Below are 20,088 nucleotides of genomic sequence, written 5' to 3'. Positions count from 1 at the left end.
ACCTATATCAAAATATTTTGATATAGGTTGGTTTGCTTGTGAACGGTTCTGCCTGTTGTGACCCTTGGAGGAGGCTCAGCGCGCCGCCTGCAGCGTAAACTCGCGCACAATCCCGGCACAGGCCTCCGGGATCTCCACCATGGGGATATGGCCCACGTGATCCAGCAGTTTGACCTGAATACTGGGGTTGGCCTGCTGGTACAGCGCCGCGTTTTCGGGGGCAATGATGCGATCCTGCTTGCCCCACACCACCAGGGTGGGGGCCGTAATCTGTGCCACCTGGGCTTTGGTGCTGGCGCTGGGGTCGGCGGTCAGGTCGTTAAATACCTTGTCCTGGGCCGGCCGCCTGGCAATGGCCTTGTCCACCAGCACCTGGTTGAAGGGCCAGTGAATGCTGATCTTGTCCGCCACCGCATACTCAAACAGAAAATCCAGGTCCGCCACGGAATTCACCAGCAAGGGGTTTTCCCCCTGTTCCAGGCGTTGCTGGTAATCGCTGCGATATTCCACGATCCCCGCCGGATTCAGCAGAATGGCGGAGCGTAACTGGTCCGGATAGGTACCGGCGTAGGCCCCGGTGATGCCGCCGCCCATGGAATTGCCGAGCAGGTGGAACGGCTCCAGATCCAGGGCGGTCACGAAGTCGTGGAGCAGTCGGCTCTGGGTGGCCAGAGAATAGGTGAGGCTGGGGTCGAAGCCGGAATCGCCGTGGCCCGGCAGGTCGGGGATCACCAGATGATAGTCGGCGGCCAGGTACTTGGACAGGGCGAGCCAGGTGTCCTTGGAGGCGCCGAAACCGTGCACCAGCACCAGGGTGGGTTGCTGCGCCTGGCGTTCGTTCTCCATATAGGACCAGAGCATGCCGTCCACTTCCAGGGTCTTGATTTGCAGACCCAGGGCGCTGGCGTTGCTTTCGATGCCGGACTGGTAGAGCTCGTGTCGGTAGTGGCTGGCCAGCAGGGCCACGGCGATCACGGCGGCCGCCACAAAGCCGACGGACAGATAAAGGGGGCGTCTTAAACTCATGTTATTCCTTGTAATGGTTGTCGGTGCAGGCGCCCGCTTCAGTAGTCCTCGGCGCTGCCCCGGCGCAGTTTTTTCAACTTGGCGCTCAGTCCGTGGAAGAAGCGGTGCTTGTTGTTGGCGGCTTCGCTGGTGAGGAAGTTGATCTGGATGGATTGGCGCTGGCCCTCGTAGGAGGGGTACCCGTGCCAGCCATTGTCGGTGACCTTGAACGCCATCAGGCTGCCCGGGCCGGGCAGGATTTCCTCGGCGTAGTCTTCCATGTCATCGGGGCCCCGCAGTACCCGCAGGCGGCCGGTTTCCGCACTCCAATCCTCGTTCAGATAAATGAGGATGGTGAGCACCTTGGTTTTGGAATCCGTATGAATGCGCCCGTCCTTTTTGCGGGAATAGCCGCGCAGGGTAATCATCATGGGCAGGTCCATGATGTCCACATCGAACTTGTCGCACAGAATCTTGCGGAATTCGGGAGTATCCAGGGATTTCAGGAAGTTATCGAACTCGGGGCCGTATCTGACGTCATCCAGGTTGTAGCTGCCACCGTCCTGGATTTTGGGGAAATCGCGGATGACGGCCCCCACAGCGTCCTCCAGGATGGAGTGTGACACAGTGAAATAGGGATAGGGTTCGGTGTTGAGAGGCGCGTTTTGCAGGGCCTCCAGATTCAGTATGTTGTTCATTTTTCGGTCAAAACCCAGTGGTGTAGCCAATAAGTCAGACAGTATAGGGTGTTTGCAGTTCGCCACAAGGGGTGCAGGCGGCCTCGTTGATCTCGGTTAATACTTTGCCGGACCTGGGGCCGATTTGCAGTATAATGCCCCTTTTGTGGAAGCTCAGGGCGCAAGTGAAGGCCCAGGGTGTGGCAACTATCCCACCGTCACATCTTCCCCTGGATACACTTACACAGACACACTTGCATATATAGAGTTACAGAATTCGTATACGAAGCATCAGGTTTTTGATTGTTAATTAGCTGGAGGCATCATGCAGCAACCCATTGTCAGTATTATCATGGGATCCCGATCCGATTGGCCCACCTTGAAGTTGGCCGCCCAGGTGTTGGACGAACTGAAGGTCCCCTATGAGACCCGCGTGGTGTCTGCTCATCGTACGCCGCAACGGTTGTATGAATTTGCCGAGCAGGCGCCGGAGCGGGGGATTCGCGTGATCATTGCCGGAGCCGGTGGCGCCGCCCATTTGCCGGGTATGACCGCGGCCCTCACCTGGTTGCCGGTGATTGCGGTGCCGGTGTCCAGCCGCCAGCTCAATGGCCTGGACAGCCTGCTGTCCATCGTGCAGATGCCCAAGGGCATTGCGGTGGCCACCCAGGCCATCGGTGAGCCCGGTGCCTTTAACGCCGGGGTGATGGCAAGCCAGGTGTTGGCACTGACGGACCCGGAGCTGAAACAGCGGTTCCTGGAATGGCGCGCCCGCCAGACTGACGCTGTGCCGGTGGAGGTTGAGTGATGCAGGTGGCCATTCTCGGATGCGGACAGTTGGCCCGGATGATGGCTCTGGCGGGTATTCCCATGGGAATGCGCTTCAGCTTTCTGGCGGAGCCCGATGAAGACGCATCACCGGTTAATGGCTTGGGCCCCATTGTCACCCTGCGGGAGGGGGTTGCCGTTGAGCAGCTCTACCGGGAGTTGGGCCAGCCGGAGGTGATGACCGTGGAACGGGAACAGATCGAAGTGGCCCGGCTGCAACCGTTCAGTGAGCTTTGCCCGGTGTATCCGCCGGTGAACGCCCTGTATCAGTGTCAGAACCGCTGGCGCCAGAAGCAGATGCTGATGTCCCTTGAGGTATCCCATACTCCCTGCGTTCCGTTGCGTGAAGCGGTGGACCTGAATACCGCCACTGACCGCTTCGGCTTTCCCCTGGTGATCAAGCACACTGAAGAAGGCTACGATGGCAAGGCCCAGTGGCGCCTGCACAACGATCAGGACGTGGCGGCGTTTGCCCAGCAGGCCCAGTGGCGTGAGGTCTCCTACCTGGCGGAACCCACCATGAATTTCGAGCGCGAGGTGTCCTTCCTGGCCGCCCGCTCCCCCCAGGGCGATATCCGCTTTTATCCGCCCACCGAAAATGTCCACCGGAGCGGGGTGCTGCTGCACTCGGTGGCGCCTGCGCAGGCCTTGCCTGCCTCGATTGCTGAACAGGCCCAGGCCGGCCTGGCCCGTATTCAGGAGCATCTGGAATACGTGGGGATGATGGCCATGGAATGTTTTGTGGCGGGTGATCAATGGTGGGTGAATGAGCTGGCCCCGCGGGTGCACAACAGCGGCCATTGGACCATGCAGGCCGGGCTGGCATCCCAGTTTGAAAATCACATGCGTGCCGTAGCCGGCTGGCCCCTGGGCTCGACCCGGTTACAGGGCGCTGCCGGCATGTTGAATCTTTTGGGGATTCCCCTGGATCAAAAGGCATTGCTGACCGATGACGTGAGCCTGCATTGGTACAACAAAAGTGTGCGCCCCGGCCGTAAGCTGGGCCACCTGATCCTGCAGGATGCGGATGTTCAGGCCGTGCGCCAGCGTTTGCTGGCGTTGAATGAGAAAATCTACGGGGATAGTTGAAGCGTGGTGCCCGGTGGATACCCTAGAGTGTGAGGCTGATGGTATTGTAGGTTACGTACAACATAAGCACACTCAACAGGATAAACGACGCCGACCACAACCACATCAGCATGCGCGATAATCGTTTACGTATGCGGACGAGGAAGGGGTCGGTGGCCGCAATCGGATGGCCAGGGCCCGCATTGATTTCACCATAGCACTGATCCTGCAGTTGCCCTCGGTCAGAGCGCTTCAGGGGCGTGCCCGTCATGCTGGTTGACGCCCGGGGGGATGACTTCCCAGCTGGCTTTGGAGCCCACGAAAATATGGCGGCCGATTTCGATGTTGGGGTCCTCGTTCAGGCATCCCAGGGTGATACCGTGCACCTTACCCAGGTGGAGGCCACACAGGGTGGAGCCGCAGCGACTGCAGAACTGGAAGCCATAGTCCGCCTGGCTCAGGTAGGTTGAGAGCAACTCTTTGCCTTGGAGCCAGTGGAACTGATCCGGGTCCACCAAGGCGTACGCCGATGCCTGGGCACTGAAGGCCTTTCTGCAGCGGGAGCAATGGCATGACCTGGCATCCCGCAGTGTGCCGTTGATTTCATAGCGGATGCCACCGCAAAAACATTCACCGGTGAGTTTCAATCTGTGCTCCTTTTTATCTCGGGTTAGCATGGCAGGTAGGGCCAAGGTGGATCAGGAAACCTTGGGTTCCGTGTTTTGTGCAATGCGCCACAGAACCCCACTGGGATCACGCAAGGTGAAATCGCGCATTCCCCAATCCCGATCCTCGACCGCCCCCAGCTGAATGTCGAACACATCCAGGGCTCCGCTGTCGATGATGCGCGTGTGCCAAGCCTCCACGCATTCTACGAGCAAGTGCATCATGAAGTTATGTGCGTGGGCTGGTTCATAGAAGTTTTGCAACAGAAAGCTGGCGTTGCCGGCAGCAAAATAGGCCAGATCGTCGCTGTTCCACTTTAATTCAAAACCGATGTGCTGGTAGAAAGCCAGCGCAAGACTGAAATCCCGGGCGGGTACAAACGATTTGATCTCGACCACATCGAAATTGGACATAGGCAATCCAGAGCCACATTGACAGATAGCCTATAGGAGCAAAACCGGTGACCGCTTGTCAATGTTCAGGGGTGATGATTGAATCAATCGTCATCGTCGTCATCATCCTCGTCCAGAACCCGGGTGATGGGGCGATAGATTTCTACGCGGTCGCCATCCTGCAGCGGGTTGTTCAGCTTGGCGAATTTTCCATAGATGCCCACTTTGTTTTTCTTCAGATCAATTTCCGGAAACTGCTGCAGCACGCCGGATTGCGCAATGGCATCCGCAACCGTGCAATGCTCTTCCACCTTCAGTTCCTGCCAACTGTTGGACAGGGCGCCTACGTACGCAACACTCACCTGCATAATGTGATCCTCCTCAACATCGGCCATTACTGGGTGACCAGGCCTGCCAGTGCGGCCCGTTCCTGGCGGGCTTTAATGCCCCGGTCGATCAGGCGTTTTATGGCAATCAGAAAACCCAGTGCCATGAAGGCGCCCGGGGGCAGGATGGACAGTAGTATGCCGGAAAAGTCCGGGATGACGGTTACCTCCAGCCAGGTGAAGTGATCGCCCAACAGCAGTGAGGCGTGGGCGAACAGGGTCCCGCTGCCGAGAACTTCCCGCATGGCACCAATGGCCACCAGCACCCAGGTGAAACCGATGCCCATGGCCAGCGCATCGGCCATGGCGGGAAGCACCGGTTGTTTGGAGGCGAAGGCTTCCACCCGCCCGAAGATGGCGCAGTTGGTGACAATCAGGGCGATGAACAGGCCCAGTACTTTGTACAGCTCGTGCATCCAGGCGTTGATGGCCATGTCCACCAGGGTGACCACCGATGCAATCAAAACGATGAACACCGGGATGCGGACCTGAGGCGTGACGATGCCGCGGATGAGGGATACCAGGGTGTTGGTGAGCATCAACACGGCCAGGGTGGCCATGCCCATGCCCAGGCCGTTGGTGGCGCTGGTGGTGACCGCCAGCAAGGGGCACAGTCCCAGCATTTGTCCCATGGCCACGTTGTTGTCCCACAGTCCATCGCGAAAAATGGTGCGGTAAGCGGGGGCTTTGGGGGTCGATGCTGTGCTCATGATCCTGACTCCTCTTTGGCACGGGTTTGTGCTTGGGCTTGCTGCCGCCAGTGCTGGAAACACTGCAGGCCACGATAGACCCCACTCACCAGGGCGCGGGGCGTGATGGTGGCCCCGGTGAATTGATCGAACTCGCCATTGTCCTTTTTGACCGCCCACTGGATGTGGCTGGTGTTGCTGAGGGAGCGGCCGTCGAAGCCGGTGATCCAGTCGTCTTTCTCCAATTCAATTTTGTCCGCAAGGCCGGGGGTTTCCTTGTGATTGATGACCCGCACACCCAGGACCTGGCCGCTGGCATCCACCGCCATGATGAAGTTTAGCGGGCCGCCCCAACCCTGCACCGTCAGATTCAGGGCGGCACCGGAAAATTCGTTGCCCAGGCGCGCTGGCAGAATTTCGATGGGCTCCTTGAACAGGTCGCGGTACTGGATGACCTGACTGTCGGCAACGGGATCGTTGTCGTACAGGGAATGGGGCATCACCTGATCCAACAGCGCCAGTTTGTCGTTCAGGACATGTTGGTCGATCAATTGGTGGGTGGCGGTGTTGCCGCCGATCAACAGCATGCTCATCAGGTAGCACATTCCCCCCAGTAGCGCAGCCTGATAACCCAGGCGTGATCGATAGGTTGGGTTGAGTATGGTGGCCATGCGCTCCTCCTAGGATGCCTTGCGGGCGCTGACGTTTTTGATGGGGTTGCCGCGCTGGTCGCGTCCGTAGGCGCGGGGTTTCACTACCCGGTCGATCAACGGTGTCAGGGCGTTCATAAAGAGCACGGCAAACCCCACTGCTTCCGGAAATCCTCCCCAGGCGCGAATGACGTACATCACCAACCCGCAGCCGGCGCCGAAGATCAGTTTCCCGGCAGTGGAAGACGGCGACGTGACGTAATCGGTGGCGATGAAGAAGGCGCCCAGCATCACGCCACCGGAGGTCAGGTGGTACCAGGGGCTCAGATACTGCGCGTGGCTGACCATATAAAACAAACCGGACAGCAGCAGGGTGCTGCCTAACATGGCCACGGGAATGTGCCAGCTGATGATGCGGCGGCGCAACAACCAGAGACCACCCAACAGAATCAACAGCTCAGAGGTTTCCCCCAGGCTGCCCAGGGTGTTGCCCAAAAAGGATTGTGTCAGGGAATAGTTGTCGGCGACCAGTTCTGAAATGGCACTGCCACCGTTGGCGGCCGCTTTGGCGGCACCCAGCAATGTGGCACCGGTGTAGCCATCGGGGATGGACTGCTGCTCAAAAAAGATGGCCAGGGACTGCAGAAGCCCCGGCGCCTGCTCGCTGCCCAGAGGCGTCACCTGCACCCAGGTGGTCATCTGCACCGGGAATGAGATCAACAGGGCCACTCGGGCCAGCATGGCCGGGTTAAACACATTCTGCCCAATGCCACCGTAGAGATGCTTGCCGATGGCGATGGCGAAAAAGCCGGCGCCCAGGCACAGCCACCAGGGGCACCAGGGCGGCATGCTCATGGCCAGCAACCAGCCGGTGAGCAGGGCGGAAGCATCGCGCAGGCGGCTGATGGATTGACCCTGTAACAACAGACATATTGCTTCCGTGGCAATGGCAGCCAGGCAGATGCTGACGAAGGTGAGGATGGCGGGAAGGCCAAACAGGTAGAAACCGAACAAGGTTGCCGGTGTCAGCGCCAGGCACACCTGCAACATGATGCGGTCAACGCTGGAGCGGTCGTGGGCATAAGGTGCGGCGCGGTGAACGGATTCACGGATGGCGTTCATGATTCTGCAGACTCCTCTTGCGCGGTTGCTGCCGGTTCAGATGCCGCTGCTTCAGATTGACGGGAGGGTTTTTTCTTTTTGGCTTTTTTGGCGGCCAGTTTGGCGGCCTTTTCCCGTTCAATGCGTTCGTTGCGCTGTTCAGTCAGGCGTTTGGTGTATTCCTGTTTATGCTCGCTGTTGCGGCGCTCTTTCAGTTCCCCTTTGGCGTATTCAAAGAACTGTACCAGGGGAATATGGGACGGGCAGACATAAGCGCAGGAGCCGCACAGAATGCAATCCCGCAGGCCGTATTGCTGGGCGTTGTCGAAGTCGTCGACCTTGGCGTGCTTGGCCATTTCCAGGGGCACCAGCCCCATGGGACAGGCGTCCACACAGCGACTGCAGCGAATGCAGGGGGAGGGGACGTGTTCGTTCACTTCCTGGCGAGTGAGGGCAAGCACACCGGTACAACCCTTGATGACCGGGCTGTCGATGGACGGGATTATTTGCCCCATCATCGGCCCACCCATCAACAGGCGGGCGGGGGTGGCATTGAGGCCACCACAGGCCTGAATGATGTCGCGAACCGGAGTGCCGATCAGGGCCTCCACATTGTGGGGAGACTGTACGCAGCCACCGCTGACAGTGACAATGCGGGAAATCAGGGGGCGACCGAAACGCAACGCTTCGTGAATGGCATAAACCGTGCCGACGTTGTGCACCAGTACGCCGATATCATTGCTGCGTCCGCCGGCGGGAACTTCCTTGCCGGTGACGGCTTGAATCAGCTGCTTGGCGGAACCCATGGGGTACTGGGTGGGCACGTTGCGCACTTCGATCATACCAAAGGGCGCGGCGGCTTTTTTGAGGGCGGCGGTTGCGTCCGGTTTGTTGTCTTCAATGGCGATGATCACTTCGAAGGCTTCGATGATATGGCGAATCATCCGCGCGCCGTCAATGATGGCCTCGGCCCGCTCCTGCATCAAGCGGTCGTCACAGGTCAGGTAAGGTTCGCATTCGCTGCCGTTGATGATCAGGGTTTTGATCTCAAAGCGCCGCCCCTGGCGCAACTTCACTGCGGCGGGAAAGATCGCGCCGCCCATACCGACGATGCCGGCGGCTTCCACTTTGTCAGCCAGTTCGTCGGGGCTCAATGCCAACGGGTCGTCCAGGGTGGGCAGTGTCATCCATTGATCCTCACCATCACTTTCAATGACGATGGCCACAGCAGGCAGGCCGGATGGATGGGGGGCGATAATGGGCTCAATGGCCACCACGGTACCGGAAGTGGGGGCGTGCAGGTTGGCGGAGAGAGGGCCTCCGGAGCGCGCCACCAGTTGACCTTTCAATACCCGATCACCTACTTGCACCTGGGCTCGGGATTCGATACCGGCGTGTTGTGACAGCGGCAGGTACAGGCGTTTGGGCAGGGGCAGTTGCCGGATGATGCTGCGCTCCGCCGTCAGGTCCTTTTTGGTCTCCGGGTGTACGCCACCCCGCATTGCGATACCGAACATGATCAGGCTGCCTCAGGTTTGGTCCAGTGCCAGGTGTTCAGGGTCAGTGGCTCCGGGTTCAGGGAGATGCAGTCTTCCGGGCAGACGTCCTTGCATTTGGAGCATCCGGTGCAGGCTTTGCTGATGACTGCGTGGATTTGCCGGGTGGCGCCAACGATGGCATCCGTGGGACAGGCTTTGTAACACTTGGTGCAGCCGGTACACAGTGTCTCGTCGATGGTCGCCAGTTGTGGAACCGGCGCATCCCCCAATGAGTTGAGGTCGATATTCAACAGTTCCGCCAGGCTTTCGGTGAGGGCACGTCCACCTGGCGGGCAGCAATTGACGGCGGCGTTACCTTCCACCATGGCTTCGGCAGCAGCACTGCAACCGGGGAACCCGCATTGGCCGCATTGAGTACCGGGTAGCAGGGCCTCCACTTCATTGACGATGGGATTCTCCTCCACGGCAAACACTCTGGCCGCCAAACCCAGCAACCATCCCAACAGTAAACCCAGTGCAGTCAGTACAAGTGTGGCAACAAACATCTCGGTCTCCTCAGATCATTCCGCTAAAACCCATAAACACCAGTGACAACAGCCCCGCCGTCACCAGACTCACCGGCGTACCGGCAAAGGTGGCCGGTACGCTGGCCATGGCAATACGTTCCCGCAAGCCGGCAAAAATCACCATCACGATGGAAAAGCCCAACGCCGATCCCATGCCGAACACCAGGCTCTGTACCAGGCTGTATTCCTCCCGCACGTTGAGCAGGGCGACGCCCAGGACGGCGCAGTTGGTGGTGATCAATGGCAGGAACACGCCAAGATTTTTGTGCAACAGTGGACTGGTCTTGCGGACGACGGCTTCGGTGAATTGCACCACCGCTGCAATAATAAGAATGAACGACAAAATGCGAAGGAATTCGATGTGCAGTGGCACCAGCAACAGGTGTTCAATGATCCAGCTGGCCAGGGCTGACAGTGTCAGCACGAAGGTGGTGGCGAGGCCCATGCCGAAGGCGGCGCTCAGGTTATTGGAAACGCCCATCAACGGACACAGCCCGAGAAATTTCACCAGGACAATGTTGTTGACCAGAACGGTTCCGATAAATAGCAGTAGGTAATCCATAATCCTTCACCCGTCTCGTATTAATGGCGCCGGTTTTGTCGCGTTTGTTGCGAGGGAACCCGGGCTGCAGGAGAGATTGCACGATGTATGCCATGGAAAAAATGCGACAAGCCCGTGGTGGGCTTCCTGAATTGTAGTTGTGCGGAGTGCCCGGAAATTATTGATGTGCGGGCGCTCGCCCTGTGTTAGTGCATGCCAGTTTTGCACCCTTTGTCGTGTTTCCGACAAATGTATTGATCCCGGTCAAGTCCGAATTGTTTGCTTTGCGACAAACGCGACAATGCAGTCCTACAAAAGCCTGTGGTTACGGCTTTTTGCGGGCGGCACGCATCTTGCTCAAGACCCTGTACAGCGATGATACGGTAATGACGGTGCAGTGGTGCCGTTCGGGGTGAAACATGAGCAAGAACTTACAGGTGGAATCACAGGAAGCGGGGAATGAGGAAGCCGGGGGCGTCAGTGTGAATGAGACGCTGCTGAACGACGAGGTGTTTTTTCAGGCGGTGGAGCATTGTCCGGTGGCCATTTCCATTACCGATCTGAAAGCCAACATTCTTTATGCCAACAGGGCCTTCACCCAGGTGACCGGTTACAGCAAGGAGGAAGTGGTTGGCAAGAACGAATCCATTCTTTCCAATCACACCACCCCGCGTCTGGTATACCAGGCGCTGTGGGGGCGGCTGGCGCAGCAACGTTCCTGGACCGGCATGTTGTTGAATCGGCGCAAGGATCAAAGTCTGTATCTGGCCGAGCTGATGGTGGCGCCGGTGATCGACGAACACAACAAAACCGTGCACTACCTGGGCATGCATCGGGACAGCACTGAAGTCCATGAGCTGGAACAAAAAGTGCTGAACCAGAAGCTGATGATTGAGGCCGTGGTGAATTCCGTGCCGTCCGCCATGGTGCTGCTGAATGAAAGTGGCCGGGTGGTGTTGGCCAACCCGAGCTTTAAAGCGCTGGCGCGGGAACTGGCCCCGGATGAACCACTGGAATCCTTCCTTGAGGTGCTGGATCTCAACATGGAAGGCTGCATCAAGTCTTTGATGGAAGACCGCAAATGTTTTGACGGTGCCGAGCTGAGCATTGACCTGGGGGGTGGTTCGCCCAAGTGGTTCTCCTGCTTCGGCACCTGCATTGATGTGAAGAATGAAAGTGCCGATGGTTTTTTTGAACAGGTGATAAGCCACTATTCCCTGTTAATGATCAACGACGTCAGCTCCCTGCGGCGGCGTCAGCAGGAGACCCACCTGAATTCCCTCAAAGCGTTGATGACGGAGGAAGACATGGTGCAGGGTATGCGGGAAACCGTGAACGGGGCCATTCATCAGTTACAGGGCCCGGTAAACTTGCTGTCAGCCGCGGTGAACATACTGCAGCGCCGGGGGGAGGATAAACAGGATGAGGCGGTGCTCTCCGCACTGGAGGAAGCCCTGCTGGCCGGACAGCAAGCGTTGGATAACCTGGAGGAATCGCTGCCCGCGCCGTTGCAGGAAACCAAACAGCCGGTGAACATCAATCAGTTGATCCGGGAAGTGATTTCCATTGCGGCGGAAAAACTGTTGGCACAGGGGATCACTGTTGAATGGAATCCATCATTGCGACTGCCGGCACTGATCGGCCGGGAGCGACGCCTGCGCTCCATGTTCAAGCAAATTTTTGATAACGCCATTGACGCCATGAGTGAGCGCTCGGTGAAAGAGCGGGAACTGACCATCGTAACCCGATCCGAAAAGGAAATGGTGATCATTGAAATCAGTGACAGTGGACCGGGCATCCCCGCCGATATGCATGTGAAAGTGTTTCAACCCTTCTTCAGCACCAAGATCAGTGGGCAGGGCTGCCGGGGAATGGGGTTACCGATGGTCCAGGAAATCGTGTCTGACCATTCCGGAACGGTCTATATCGATCCGACTTACCGGAATGGTTGCAGAGTGATTGTGCAACTGCCGGTGACATCGGCCGGTTAACGGGCAGCGAGAGTAGTCATGAATACGTCAATTATGTCCAAGCGTGGGTTAAGTGTGGGCAGTCGTGCCGAATTGGTGGAGCGACAGTTCAAAGCGTTGTGCCATATTTCGCAGATACTGTGCCGGGCCAAGAACATAGAGGAGACCCTGGACGGCATCCTCGCGGTTCTGCACAAGGAGTGTGGCTTACTGCACGGCGTCATTTCATTGTCCGATCCTGAGCATGCGGTGTTGCAGGTGGGGGCACTGTACAGCGAGTCGGAGTCGGTGAGTAAAGCCTCGTCGGCGGTACGTTATCAGGCCGGTGAAGGTATCACCGGGCGCATACTGCAACACAATACCTCCATTGTATTGGGCCGTATTTCGTCCGAGCCCCGTTTTCTGGATCGACTGGCGTTGTATGACCTGGAGCTGCCGTTTATCGGGGTGCCGATCCGGGGCGGGGACGGGTCGGCCATCGGAGTGTTGGCGGCGCAGCCGGATGTGCCGGCGGACGATTATCTGCCGGAGCGCACCGCGTTTATGGAGGCAGTGGCGGATCTGTTGTCGCAGACCGTGCGTTTGCTGGTGAATGTGGAAAAAGGCCAGACACTGGCCAGTGAACGGGATGAACTGCGGCGGGAAGTGCGCGGTAAATATGGCTTTGAGAATATGGTGGTGGGCCATTCTGAAGGCATGCGGCAGGTATTCGATCAGGTGCGCCGGGTAGCCAAGTGGGACAGCACGGTGTTGATTCTGGGGGAATCCGGAACCGGTAAGGAATTGATCTCCAGTGCCATTCACTATAACTCGCCCCGTGCTCACAATCGGTTTGTGCGCTTGAACTGTGCCTCGTTGCCGGAAACCCTGTTGGAATCGGAATTGTTCGGCCATGAGAAAGGTGCCTTCACCAATGCGGTAAAACAGCGCAAAGGGCGTTTCGAGCAGGCCGACGGTGGCACCTTGTTCCTGGATGAAATCGGAGAGATTTCCCCCATGTTCCAGGCCAAATTGCTGCGGGTGTTGCAGGAAGGTGAGCTGGAACGGGTGGGCGGTGGTCAAACAATCAAGGTGGATGTCCGCATTGTGGCGGCCACCAACCGCAACCTGGAAGCCGAAGTGGAAAAAGGCAAGTTCCGGGAAGATCTTTATTATCGCCTGAACGTGATGGCAATCCGGATACCGCCGTTGCGGGAGCGCCTGGTGGATGTGCCGGAGCTGTCCAAATTCCTGATCGGGAAAATCGCCAAGCAGCAGGGCCGTGAATTGCGCCTGACCGACAACGCGGTACGGATGCTGATGGGCTACGAGTGGCCGGGCAATGTGCGTCAGCTGGAAAACTGCCTGGAGCGGGCCTCAGTCATGAGTGAAGAAGGCATCATCGATTGTGATGTGATTGCCCTGCCGGATAACTACAGCGGCAATGCCATCATGCCTTCCACCATCGCGGTGCAGGAGGTGGATCTGAACAATCCGGAAATGGATGAGCGTGAGCGCCTGATTGCCGCGCTGGAACAGGCCGGCTGGGTACAGGCCAAGGCGGCACGACTATTGGGTATGACGCCCCGCCAGATCGCCTATCGCATTCAAACCATGAAGATCAACGTGCGTAAAATCTGACGCGCGTTGGTCTCATTCCCTACATCGCACTGCCGCGATTGGTTGTAACAAAACCCACAACACACAAGCCTGGTTGATATAAAAGTCTGTAAAAACAGTCAATTAAGAGTAGGCATGGGCATTGCAATCCTGCATTTACACTTTGGGTGAAACAGCAAGAGGAGTTCTCGCGATGGAGCTGACAGTGCTAGATCAGGAAACGAGTAACGAAGGGGCCAGTAGCTGTGCGTCTGGGTCCTGTGGTAGCAGTAATGATCAAATGAGTCACCTGGCGGATGATATCCGGGAGAAAGTACAGAACCACCCGTGCTACTCCGAGGAGGCGCATCACTACTTTGCCCGTATGCACGTGGCAGTGGCGCCAGCCTGTAATATTCAATGTCACTACTGTAATCGTAAATACGATTGCTCCAATGAATCACGGCCCGGGGTGGTTTCAGAATTACTGACCCCGGAAGAAGCGGTGATGAAAACCAAAGCGGTGGCGGCCACCATACCGCAGATGACGGTATTGGGTATTGCCGGCCCGGGCGACCCGTTGGCGAACCCGGAGCGTACCTTCAGTACTTTCCGCATGCTGAGCGAACAGGCGCCGGACATTAAACTCTGCGTGTCCACCAACGGTCTGGCCCTGCCCGAAGCGGTGGATGAACTGGCCAAGCACAACATCGATCACGTCACCATTACCATCAACTGTGTGGATCCGGAAGTGGGTGAGAAAATCTATCCCTGGATCTACTGGAACAACAAGCGTATCCGAGGCAGGAAAGCCGCCAAGATCCTGATTGAGCAACAGCAGAAGGGACTGGAAATGCTGACTGCCCGCGGCATTCTGGTGAAGGTTAACTCGGTGATGATCCCTGGTGTGAACGACGAGCACCTGAAGGAAGTAAGCCGTATCGTCAAGCAGAAGGGCGCCTTCCTGCACAACGTCATGCCGCTGATTGCGGAAGCCGAACACGGCACCTTCTATGGCGTCATGGGGCAGCGTGGTCCGGAGCCGGAAGAGTTGCAGGTTCTGCAGGATGCCTGTGCCGGTGACATGAATATGATGCGTCATTGTCGTCAATGCCGGGCCGATGCAGTGGGTCTGCTGGGCGAGGATCGGGGCGAAGAATTTACCCTCGACAAGATTGCGGAAATGAACATCGATTACAACGCTGCGATGGTTACCCGCAAAGCCGTACACGAAGGCATCATTGAGGAACTGAATGAGAAGCAGGCCAAACGGGATCGCCTGGCCGCCGTCAGCATTCCGGAACCGAAGGACATCATCGATCCCAAATACCGGCCGGCTCTGATGGCGGTGGCCACCAGCGGTGGCGGTCTGATTAACCAGCACTTTGGTCACGCAACCGAGTTCCTGATCTATGAAGCATCCCCTTCCGGTGTGCGCTTTATCAGTCACCGCAAGGTGGATCAGTACTGCATCGGTGGTGACACCTGTGGTGAGAAAGAATCCGCCCTCAGTGGCAGCATCCGTGCGCTGAAAGGTTGTGAGGCGGTGCTGTGTTCCAAAATTGGTTATGAGCCCTGGTCGCTGCTGGAAGACGCCGGCATCGTTCCCAATGGCGAGCATGCCATGGAACCCATCGAAGAAGCCGTATTGGCGGTCTATAAGGAAATGATCGCAGCAGGAAAACTGGAAGAGGCGGCCCCGGCAGAAGCAGTACAACAGGTCAGTGTTGGCTGAAGCCACAGTGCCCAGGCCGGACTTCGCACCTCCGGTTTGGGCACGTACCGCGTCACTCTTGCAAGAACAATGGGCAAGAACCAAGGGCAAGAACCAAGCACCACCGCTATTCATCGAGACACCAGAGAGGATATGGTCATGGCACTGAGTATTGTGGAATCCTGTGTAAACTGTTGGGCGTGTTACGATGTTTGCCCAAGTAATGCCATCTATTCCAGCTCCCCCCATTTTAAGATCAACCCGAAGAAATGCACCGAATGTGAAGACGATTACAAGCATCCCCAATGCGCCAGCATTTGTCCGATCGAAGGTGCCATTCTGGATGCGTCCGGCGCCGAGATGAATCCGGCCGGCTCCCTGACCGGTATCCCGCCGGAACTGCTGGACGAAGCCATGCGCGAAATCCAGGCCCGGTAGCTCAGCATGAAAGGCGTGGTGCTGGATTTTTACGAGAAGCCCGGTTGCATCAACAACCGCAAGCAGAAAGCCCTGTTGCAAGCAGCCGGCTTCGAGTTGCAGGTGCATAACCTGTTAACCACATCCTGGCACGCAGACGAACTGCGGTGTTTCTTCGGCGACCTGCCGTTGCCGCAGTGGTTCAATCCCAGCGCGCCGCGCATCAAACAGGAAAAGATAAAACCCTTCCTGCTGACAGAGGCAGAGGCGCTGGCGGAGATGGTACAGGATCCTCTGCTGATCCGCCGCCCGCTGATTGCCCATGGCTCGCGGAAGCAGGCCGGCTTTGATCTGAACACCTGGATGCCACTTTTGCAGGGCACAGAAGACTGCGCGCCGAAGGTGCCCGACGATATTGAAACCTGTGCGCGGCAAAGCCGGGATGTGGGAGGTTGCAGCGTATGAATGCACAGGCAAAGTGGGTGGTGAATGCCGCTCAAAGCCTATCGGTGAAAGATATGCCTGAGCCGGGCGCGTGCCCCATTGGCCAACTGCAACAGGCGCGCCTGCTGTCCCAGCTGGTGTACAGCCAGCGGCAGGGTAAAGGCTGTTTGCCCTACTGTCTGGGATTGATGCCGCTGGATTTTGTCTGGTTGCTGCATCAGTACCTGGCTGACAGCCCGTTGCTGGAGCGGTTGATCGACCCGACCCATCCGGCCAATGTGTTGGCGTTGGAAAAAGGGGCGATGCGCCAGGATCTGATGCAGTTGCGCCAGGATGAATGGATGGAGGTGCGGGATTTGCTGTTGTCCGCGCGGGCCGGCGACAGTGAATTTGAGGTGCCGTTGGCGGGAATCCTGGCGGCGGGTTGCCTGGGTGGCGATCACCTGTGGCGGGATTTGGGGCTGAAATCCCGCACTGAACTCAGCGAACTGATGGCATGCCATTTTCCAGAGCTGGCGCAGCGCAATAGCGGCGACATGAAGTGGAAAAAGTTCTTTTACAAGCAGCTGTGTGAACAGGACGGTGGGTACGTGTGCCGGGCCCCCAGTTGTGAGCAATGTGCTGCCTACGATGATTGTTTTGGGCCGGAAGAATAAGCGGGAGTATCCAGTATGAAAACCTATCATTGCATTTCGGTAGACGATGCGGAAGACCTGATCCTGAGCAGCCACCTGCTGATTCTGGATATGCGGGATTACCGCTCTTATGTCACAGGACACCATCCCAAAGCGCTGCATCTTACCGACAGTAACCTGCGCTCGTTGCTGAAGCATACCGCCAAGCATGTGCCTATCCTGATTTACTGCTATCACGGTCATTCCAGTCAGGATATGGCTCGCCTGTTCGCGGATTTTGGATTTGAAGAGGTTTACAGTCTGGATGGTGGCTGGGAGGCCTGGTTCCAGACCATTACGCCGCCCACGGAGCCTTTGAGCGACAGCCTGACGGAATGGCTGCAGTCACACCAATATGATGTGGATAACCTGGATGCCAAGGGTGCCAACCACCATACGGCACTGATGACCGCGGCCATGGAATCCAATCTCGAAATCTGTGAGGAACTGCTGAACAAGGGTGCCTCCGTACATTTGTTGAATAAAGATGGCAACAACGCGCTCTGGTTTGCCTGCGTGGTGGGTAATCCACATTTGATTCAATTGTTGATTCACCATGGCGCGGACATCAATAACCAGAATGACAACGGCGCCACTGTGCTGATGTTCGCGGCGTCCAAAGGTAATGCGGAAATCGTCAAGTTGCTGGTAGCCCTGGGGGCGAAACAGGATCTGGTCACACTGGATGACTTTAGTGCGCTGGATGTGTGCGCCGATCTGGAAACCCTGAAAATACTGCGGGCGGCGCCCCAAGCCATTAACCGGGTTGCCGTCTGCTAACCGGCACCACTTTTTCATTTCCAGATCAATCGATATCAGGAGACCGACATGACCACCAACAATGCCAACAGTACTGAGGCCGTCATCAAGAAGCAGTTGGCCGACAATCCGGTGATTCTGTACATGAAAGGCACACCGGAAGCACCTGAGTGCGGATTTTCCGGCGCGGCTGTCGCCGCCCTCAAGCAAACCGGCAAGCCGTTCGCGTACGTGAACATCCTGCAGGCCCCGTTCATTCGGGAGCGCCTGCCCAAGGTTTCCAACTGGCCCACCTTCCCGCAACTGTTCATCAACGGTGAGCTGGTGGGCGGTAGTGACATAGTTGTCGCAATGGTGGCCGACGGCAGCCTGATACCCATGTTGGAACAAGCCCATGCTGGAACAAACTGAGGTGGTATAAATGCAGACTGAACAGGTAGTAGCCCGCATCAGCGCAGCGTTGCCGGGGGCAGAGATCAGCGTGGACGGAGCCGACTGCAGCTTTTCGGTGGTGGTGTTGTGCGCGGACTTTGCCGGTATGCCAGTGGTTCGACGCCAACAGAAGATATTGTCGGCCTTCAACCAGGAACTGCAGACCGGGGAATTGCATGCGTTGAGTGTCAAGGCACACACGCCGGAGGAATGGAAATCGTTCCAGCAGGTTGGATTAACGCAGATCGAGCTGTGAAATGCCACAGGGGAGGTTAAACGGATGAGCGATGTACCGAATCTGAGCCGCGATGCGGCGCTAAGAATTGCCCTGGCGGCCCGGGTACTGCCGGGTGTGGATGTGGGGCAGTTGCTGGACATTCTGCATCGCCGCATTCAGGGTGAACTGAATGAGGAATCCCTCACCACCATCACGGTCACTGACCTGAAAACCGGGTTTGGCAGTGCCGATGGCGAGGAAGACGGTGAGGACATCAGCGTTGGATTGCCGGCCCTGAAAGAGGCAGTCCGTATCCTCTGGGGCGAGCAGAACGATGAGCACCTGCCGCAGGTTGTGCAGGCTGCAACGCCATTGCCGAACTCAATCCGGGTGGCGGTGGCGTCCAACAGCGGTGAAACCCTCAACGGGCATTTCGGCTCCTGCATTCGCTTTCTGGTGTATGAAATGAACGCAACGGAGCTGCGCCTGGTGGGAATTCGCTCCGCTCTGGAAGCGGATTTCTCCGATGATCGTAATGCTTTTCGAGTCAACCTGATTCGTGACTGCCAGGTGTTGTACGTGGTTTCGGTGGGTGGACCGGCGGCGGCGAAAGTGGTACGTGCCGACATCTACCCCATTAAACAGATTGACGGTGGGGAAGCACGAGACGTTTTGAGCAAGCTGCAACAGGTGATGGCGGGAACACCGCCACCCTGGCTGGCAAAAATACTGGGTGTCAAAGCGGAGGATCGTGTGCGTTTCAATCGTGAAGATGCTCAGCTGACGGGTTGATGCATTGGACCCTGTAATCGCATGACGCCCAAACAAAAAGGCATGGAATGACCATGCCTTTTTTGTTTTTGAAGGACGGTGTCAGGCGCGGAGCAGGGCTTTCGCCAGGCGCTCGGACAATTGGTCTTCAGTGAACTGAGGTTCGTTGGGCGGATACAGTGAATCCTCATCAAACTCGAAACCGTTTTCCCGTGCCAAAGCGAACATATCTTTCATTTTGACACAGGCTTTGAGTTTATCCGCCAATTCCGGTTCGGCTTTCGCTTTAGCTGAAAAGCCAGCAATTGCTTTAACTGACATAGTGGTGATCTCTCTTTGAAGTGTGTTGTTCATAATGCACAAAGTCAGTAGCACAAACCGAACCAGTTTTCGCCAGGCTTTTATATTATAACTGATTGATTTTTCGAGCTCTGTAGCAGGTAGAAGGCGTAGGGGGGTGTCGGCTTTGCGACAGCCATGGGCGGTTGTCGCAAGTAACACCAGGTTGGGGCTGGCGTCAGGCTTTGGCGCAAGCCCTGCCAGCAGGGAGGAAAGACTGTATCGCATGAATAAGTAAACCGGTCTGTATTGTGAATAAAGCTGGTTTAAATCTTGCTCCACATCAATGTAATTGCGGAAATTGATGGGTTTTGTGCGAAAAGCTGTGGCACATAACACAATTTCATGCCGCTTGGTAATGAATGCTTCAATCTTCTGCAATGAATGAAATAGAACGATTGATTGAGTGGAGCGTAACGCATCGCGCCAAACGAACGTATCACCCCTAGAGAGAGGGCAACATCATGGCTGAGTTTTATATAGAAACAAACGAGAAGGACACCGGAACCCACCTGATTCATTTCGCCAGCTGTGGCGCTTTGCCGGCCAAGCAAGAGATTCGGTACCTGGGCTCTATTGCCAGTTTTGCGAGTGCGAAAACCGAAGGCGAAAAAATCTATCGTCACGTCGGTGCCTGTACCGCATGCGCCTCCCAATACGCGGCGGCCTGAGCGGGGTATTCAGGCCGGGATTCTAGCGGCTTGG

26 protein-coding genes are annotated in these 20,088 nt (G+C 57.1%); 13 read left to right on the top strand and 13 right to left on the bottom strand.

What is annotated here, in order from left to right:
* Positions 1 to 75: 75 nt before the first annotated feature.
* Both D9N14_RS00465 and D9N14_RS00460 read right to left on the bottom strand, forming a co-directional pair.
* Entirely contained in the window at positions 76 to 1,026 is a 951-nt protein-coding gene (locus D9N14_RS00465; RefSeq protein ID WP_290575663.1) for an alpha/beta fold hydrolase, read from the bottom strand.
* A 38-nt stretch (positions 1,027 to 1,064) separates the two neighbouring features.
* Positions 1,065 to 1,703, bottom strand: a complete 639-nt coding sequence (locus D9N14_RS00460; RefSeq protein WP_290575661.1) for a 2OG-Fe(II) oxygenase — start codon at positions 1,701 to 1,703, stop codon at positions 1,065 to 1,067.
* 304 nt (positions 1,704 to 2,007) lie between these two features.
* Here D9N14_RS00460 and purE point away from each other — a divergent pair, with 304 nt between their 5' ends.
* Positions 2,008 to 2,490 (top strand): 5-(carboxyamino)imidazole ribonucleotide mutase, encoded by a 483-nt coding sequence (purE, locus tag D9N14_RS00455; RefSeq protein WP_290575657.1) that lies wholly within the window; start codon positions 2,008 to 2,010, stop codon positions 2,488 to 2,490.
* Positions 2,490 to 3,599: a 5-(carboxyamino)imidazole ribonucleotide synthase gene (locus D9N14_RS00450; protein ID WP_290575669.1), complete on the top strand. Its 1,110-nt coding sequence runs from the start codon at positions 2,490 to 2,492 to the stop codon at positions 3,597 to 3,599. The genes purE and D9N14_RS00450 overlap by 1 nt, the downstream gene beginning before the upstream one ends.
* A gap of 22 nt (positions 3,600 to 3,621) precedes the next feature.
* Here the strand turns inward: D9N14_RS00450 and D9N14_RS00445 are convergent, their stop codons facing one another.
* The 10 genes from D9N14_RS00445 to rsxA form a co-directional block, all read right to left on the bottom strand.
* Positions 3,622 to 3,849, bottom strand: a complete 228-nt coding sequence (locus D9N14_RS00445) for a hypothetical protein (protein ID WP_290575654.1) — start codon at positions 3,847 to 3,849, stop codon at positions 3,622 to 3,624.
* Entirely contained in the window at positions 3,821 to 4,225 is a 405-nt protein-coding gene (locus D9N14_RS00440) for a GFA family protein (RefSeq protein WP_290575652.1), read from the bottom strand. Before D9N14_RS00440 ends, D9N14_RS00445 begins: the two co-directional genes overlap by 29 nt.
* Before the next feature lie 51 nt (positions 4,226 to 4,276).
* The gene (locus D9N14_RS00435) at positions 4,277 to 4,657 is read right to left on the bottom strand and encodes a VOC family protein (RefSeq protein WP_290575650.1); all 381 of its coding nucleotides are present in this window, start codon (positions 4,655 to 4,657) and stop codon (positions 4,277 to 4,279) included.
* An 83-nt stretch (positions 4,658 to 4,740) separates the two neighbouring features.
* On the bottom strand, positions 4,741 to 5,004 hold the full coding sequence (locus tag D9N14_RS00430) for an RnfH family protein (RefSeq protein ID WP_290575648.1): 264 nt from the start codon (positions 5,002 to 5,004) through the stop codon (positions 4,741 to 4,743).
* A gap of 26 nt (positions 5,005 to 5,030) precedes the next feature.
* A complete protein-coding gene (locus tag D9N14_RS00425) occupies positions 5,031 to 5,732 on the bottom strand; it encodes an electron transport complex subunit E (RefSeq protein WP_290575646.1) in 702 nt (233 codons plus the stop codon).
* Positions 5,729 to 6,382 carry an RnfABCDGE type electron transport complex subunit G gene (locus D9N14_RS00420; protein ID WP_290575644.1) on the bottom strand — a complete coding sequence of 218 codons (654 nt, stop codon included), beginning with the start codon at positions 6,380 to 6,382 and terminating at the stop codon, positions 5,729 to 5,731. The genes D9N14_RS00425 and D9N14_RS00420 overlap by 4 nt, the downstream gene beginning before the upstream one ends.
* A 9-nt stretch (positions 6,383 to 6,391) precedes the next feature.
* Positions 6,392 to 7,483: an RnfABCDGE type electron transport complex subunit D gene (locus tag D9N14_RS00415; RefSeq protein ID WP_290575642.1), complete on the bottom strand. Its 1,092-nt coding sequence runs from the start codon at positions 7,481 to 7,483 to the stop codon at positions 6,392 to 6,394.
* The gene (gene rsxC / locus D9N14_RS00410; RefSeq protein WP_290575640.1) at positions 7,480 to 8,979 is read right to left on the bottom strand and encodes an electron transport complex subunit RsxC; all 1,500 of its coding nucleotides are present in this window, start codon (positions 8,977 to 8,979) and stop codon (positions 7,480 to 7,482) included. The genes D9N14_RS00415 and rsxC overlap by 4 nt, the downstream gene beginning before the upstream one ends.
* Before the next feature lie 2 nt (positions 8,980 to 8,981).
* Complete coding sequence (locus D9N14_RS00405; protein WP_290575637.1) at positions 8,982 to 9,506, bottom strand: RnfABCDGE type electron transport complex subunit B; 525 nt, start codon at positions 9,504 to 9,506, stop codon at positions 8,982 to 8,984.
* Between the two features lie 10 nt (positions 9,507 to 9,516).
* Complete coding sequence (gene rsxA, locus D9N14_RS00400) at positions 9,517 to 10,092, bottom strand: electron transport complex subunit RsxA (RefSeq protein WP_290575667.1); 576 nt, start codon at positions 10,090 to 10,092, stop codon at positions 9,517 to 9,519.
* 395 nt (positions 10,093 to 10,487) lie between these two features.
* Between rsxA and nifL the strand changes: the two genes are divergently transcribed.
* The 10 genes from nifL to D9N14_RS00350 all read left to right on the top strand — a co-directional run bounded on the left by nifL (position 10,488) and on the right by D9N14_RS00350 (position 19,065).
* Positions 10,488 to 12,059 (top strand): nitrogen fixation negative regulator NifL, encoded by a 1,572-nt coding sequence (gene nifL, locus D9N14_RS00395; protein ID WP_290575635.1) that lies wholly within the window; start codon positions 10,488 to 10,490, stop codon positions 12,057 to 12,059.
* Positions 12,060 to 12,077: 18 nt separating this feature from the next.
* Positions 12,078 to 13,658 (top strand): nif-specific transcriptional activator NifA, encoded by a 1,581-nt coding sequence (nifA, locus tag D9N14_RS00390; RefSeq protein WP_290575633.1) that lies wholly within the window; start codon positions 12,078 to 12,080, stop codon positions 13,656 to 13,658.
* A gap of 259 nt (positions 13,659 to 13,917) precedes the next feature.
* Entirely contained in the window at positions 13,918 to 15,351 is a 1,434-nt protein-coding gene (gene nifB / locus D9N14_RS00385) for a nitrogenase cofactor biosynthesis protein NifB (RefSeq protein WP_290575631.1), read from the top strand.
* Positions 15,352 to 15,489: 138 nt separating this feature from the next.
* Positions 15,490 to 15,768: a 4Fe-4S binding protein gene (locus D9N14_RS00380; protein WP_290575629.1), complete on the top strand. Its 279-nt coding sequence runs from the start codon at positions 15,490 to 15,492 to the stop codon at positions 15,766 to 15,768.
* Positions 15,769 to 15,774: 6 nt separating this feature from the next.
* On the top strand, positions 15,775 to 16,212 hold the full coding sequence (locus tag D9N14_RS00375) for an ArsC/Spx/MgsR family protein (RefSeq protein ID WP_290575627.1): 438 nt from the start codon (positions 15,775 to 15,777) through the stop codon (positions 16,210 to 16,212).
* Complete coding sequence (locus tag D9N14_RS00370) at positions 16,209 to 16,847, top strand: nitrogen fixation protein NifQ (protein WP_290575625.1); 639 nt, start codon at positions 16,209 to 16,211, stop codon at positions 16,845 to 16,847. Before D9N14_RS00375 ends, D9N14_RS00370 begins: the two co-directional genes overlap by 4 nt.
* Positions 16,848 to 16,862: 15 nt before the next feature.
* Positions 16,863 to 17,645, top strand: coding sequence for an ankyrin repeat domain-containing protein (locus D9N14_RS00365; protein ID WP_290575623.1), 783 nt, complete (start codon positions 16,863 to 16,865; stop codon positions 17,643 to 17,645).
* A gap of 48 nt (positions 17,646 to 17,693) precedes the next feature.
* Positions 17,694 to 18,035 carry a Grx4 family monothiol glutaredoxin gene (gene grxD / locus D9N14_RS00360; RefSeq protein WP_290575621.1) on the top strand — a complete coding sequence of 114 codons (342 nt, stop codon included), beginning with the start codon at positions 17,694 to 17,696 and terminating at the stop codon, positions 18,033 to 18,035.
* 10 nt (positions 18,036 to 18,045) lie between these two features.
* Complete coding sequence (locus D9N14_RS00355; RefSeq protein ID WP_290575619.1) at positions 18,046 to 18,312, top strand: BolA family protein; 267 nt, start codon at positions 18,046 to 18,048, stop codon at positions 18,310 to 18,312.
* 24 nt (positions 18,313 to 18,336) lie between these two features.
* A complete protein-coding gene (locus D9N14_RS00350) occupies positions 18,337 to 19,065 on the top strand; it encodes a dinitrogenase iron-molybdenum cofactor N-terminal domain-containing protein (RefSeq protein ID WP_290575617.1) in 729 nt (242 codons plus the stop codon).
* A gap of 81 nt (positions 19,066 to 19,146) precedes the next feature.
* Here the strand turns inward: D9N14_RS00350 and D9N14_RS00345 are convergent, their stop codons facing one another.
* Entirely contained in the window at positions 19,147 to 19,764 is a 618-nt protein-coding gene (locus D9N14_RS00345) for a Nif11-like leader peptide family natural product precursor (RefSeq protein ID WP_290575615.1), read from the bottom strand.
* An 83-nt stretch (positions 19,765 to 19,847) separates the two neighbouring features.
* On the opposite strand from D9N14_RS00345, the gene D9N14_RS00340 reads away from it, so the two are divergent.
* Positions 19,848 to 20,054: a hypothetical protein gene (locus D9N14_RS00340; RefSeq protein WP_290575613.1), complete on the top strand. Its 207-nt coding sequence runs from the start codon at positions 19,848 to 19,850 to the stop codon at positions 20,052 to 20,054.
* The last annotated feature ends 34 nt before the right edge of the window (positions 20,055 to 20,088 follow it).

The organism is Ketobacter sp. (assembly GCF_003671495.1).
In the GTDB taxonomy this organism is placed as follows: Bacteria; Pseudomonadota; Gammaproteobacteria; order Pseudomonadales; family Ketobacteraceae; genus Ketobacter.
Note: the sequence above shows the minus strand (reverse complement) of the source record. Positions and strands in the feature narration are given on the sequence as shown.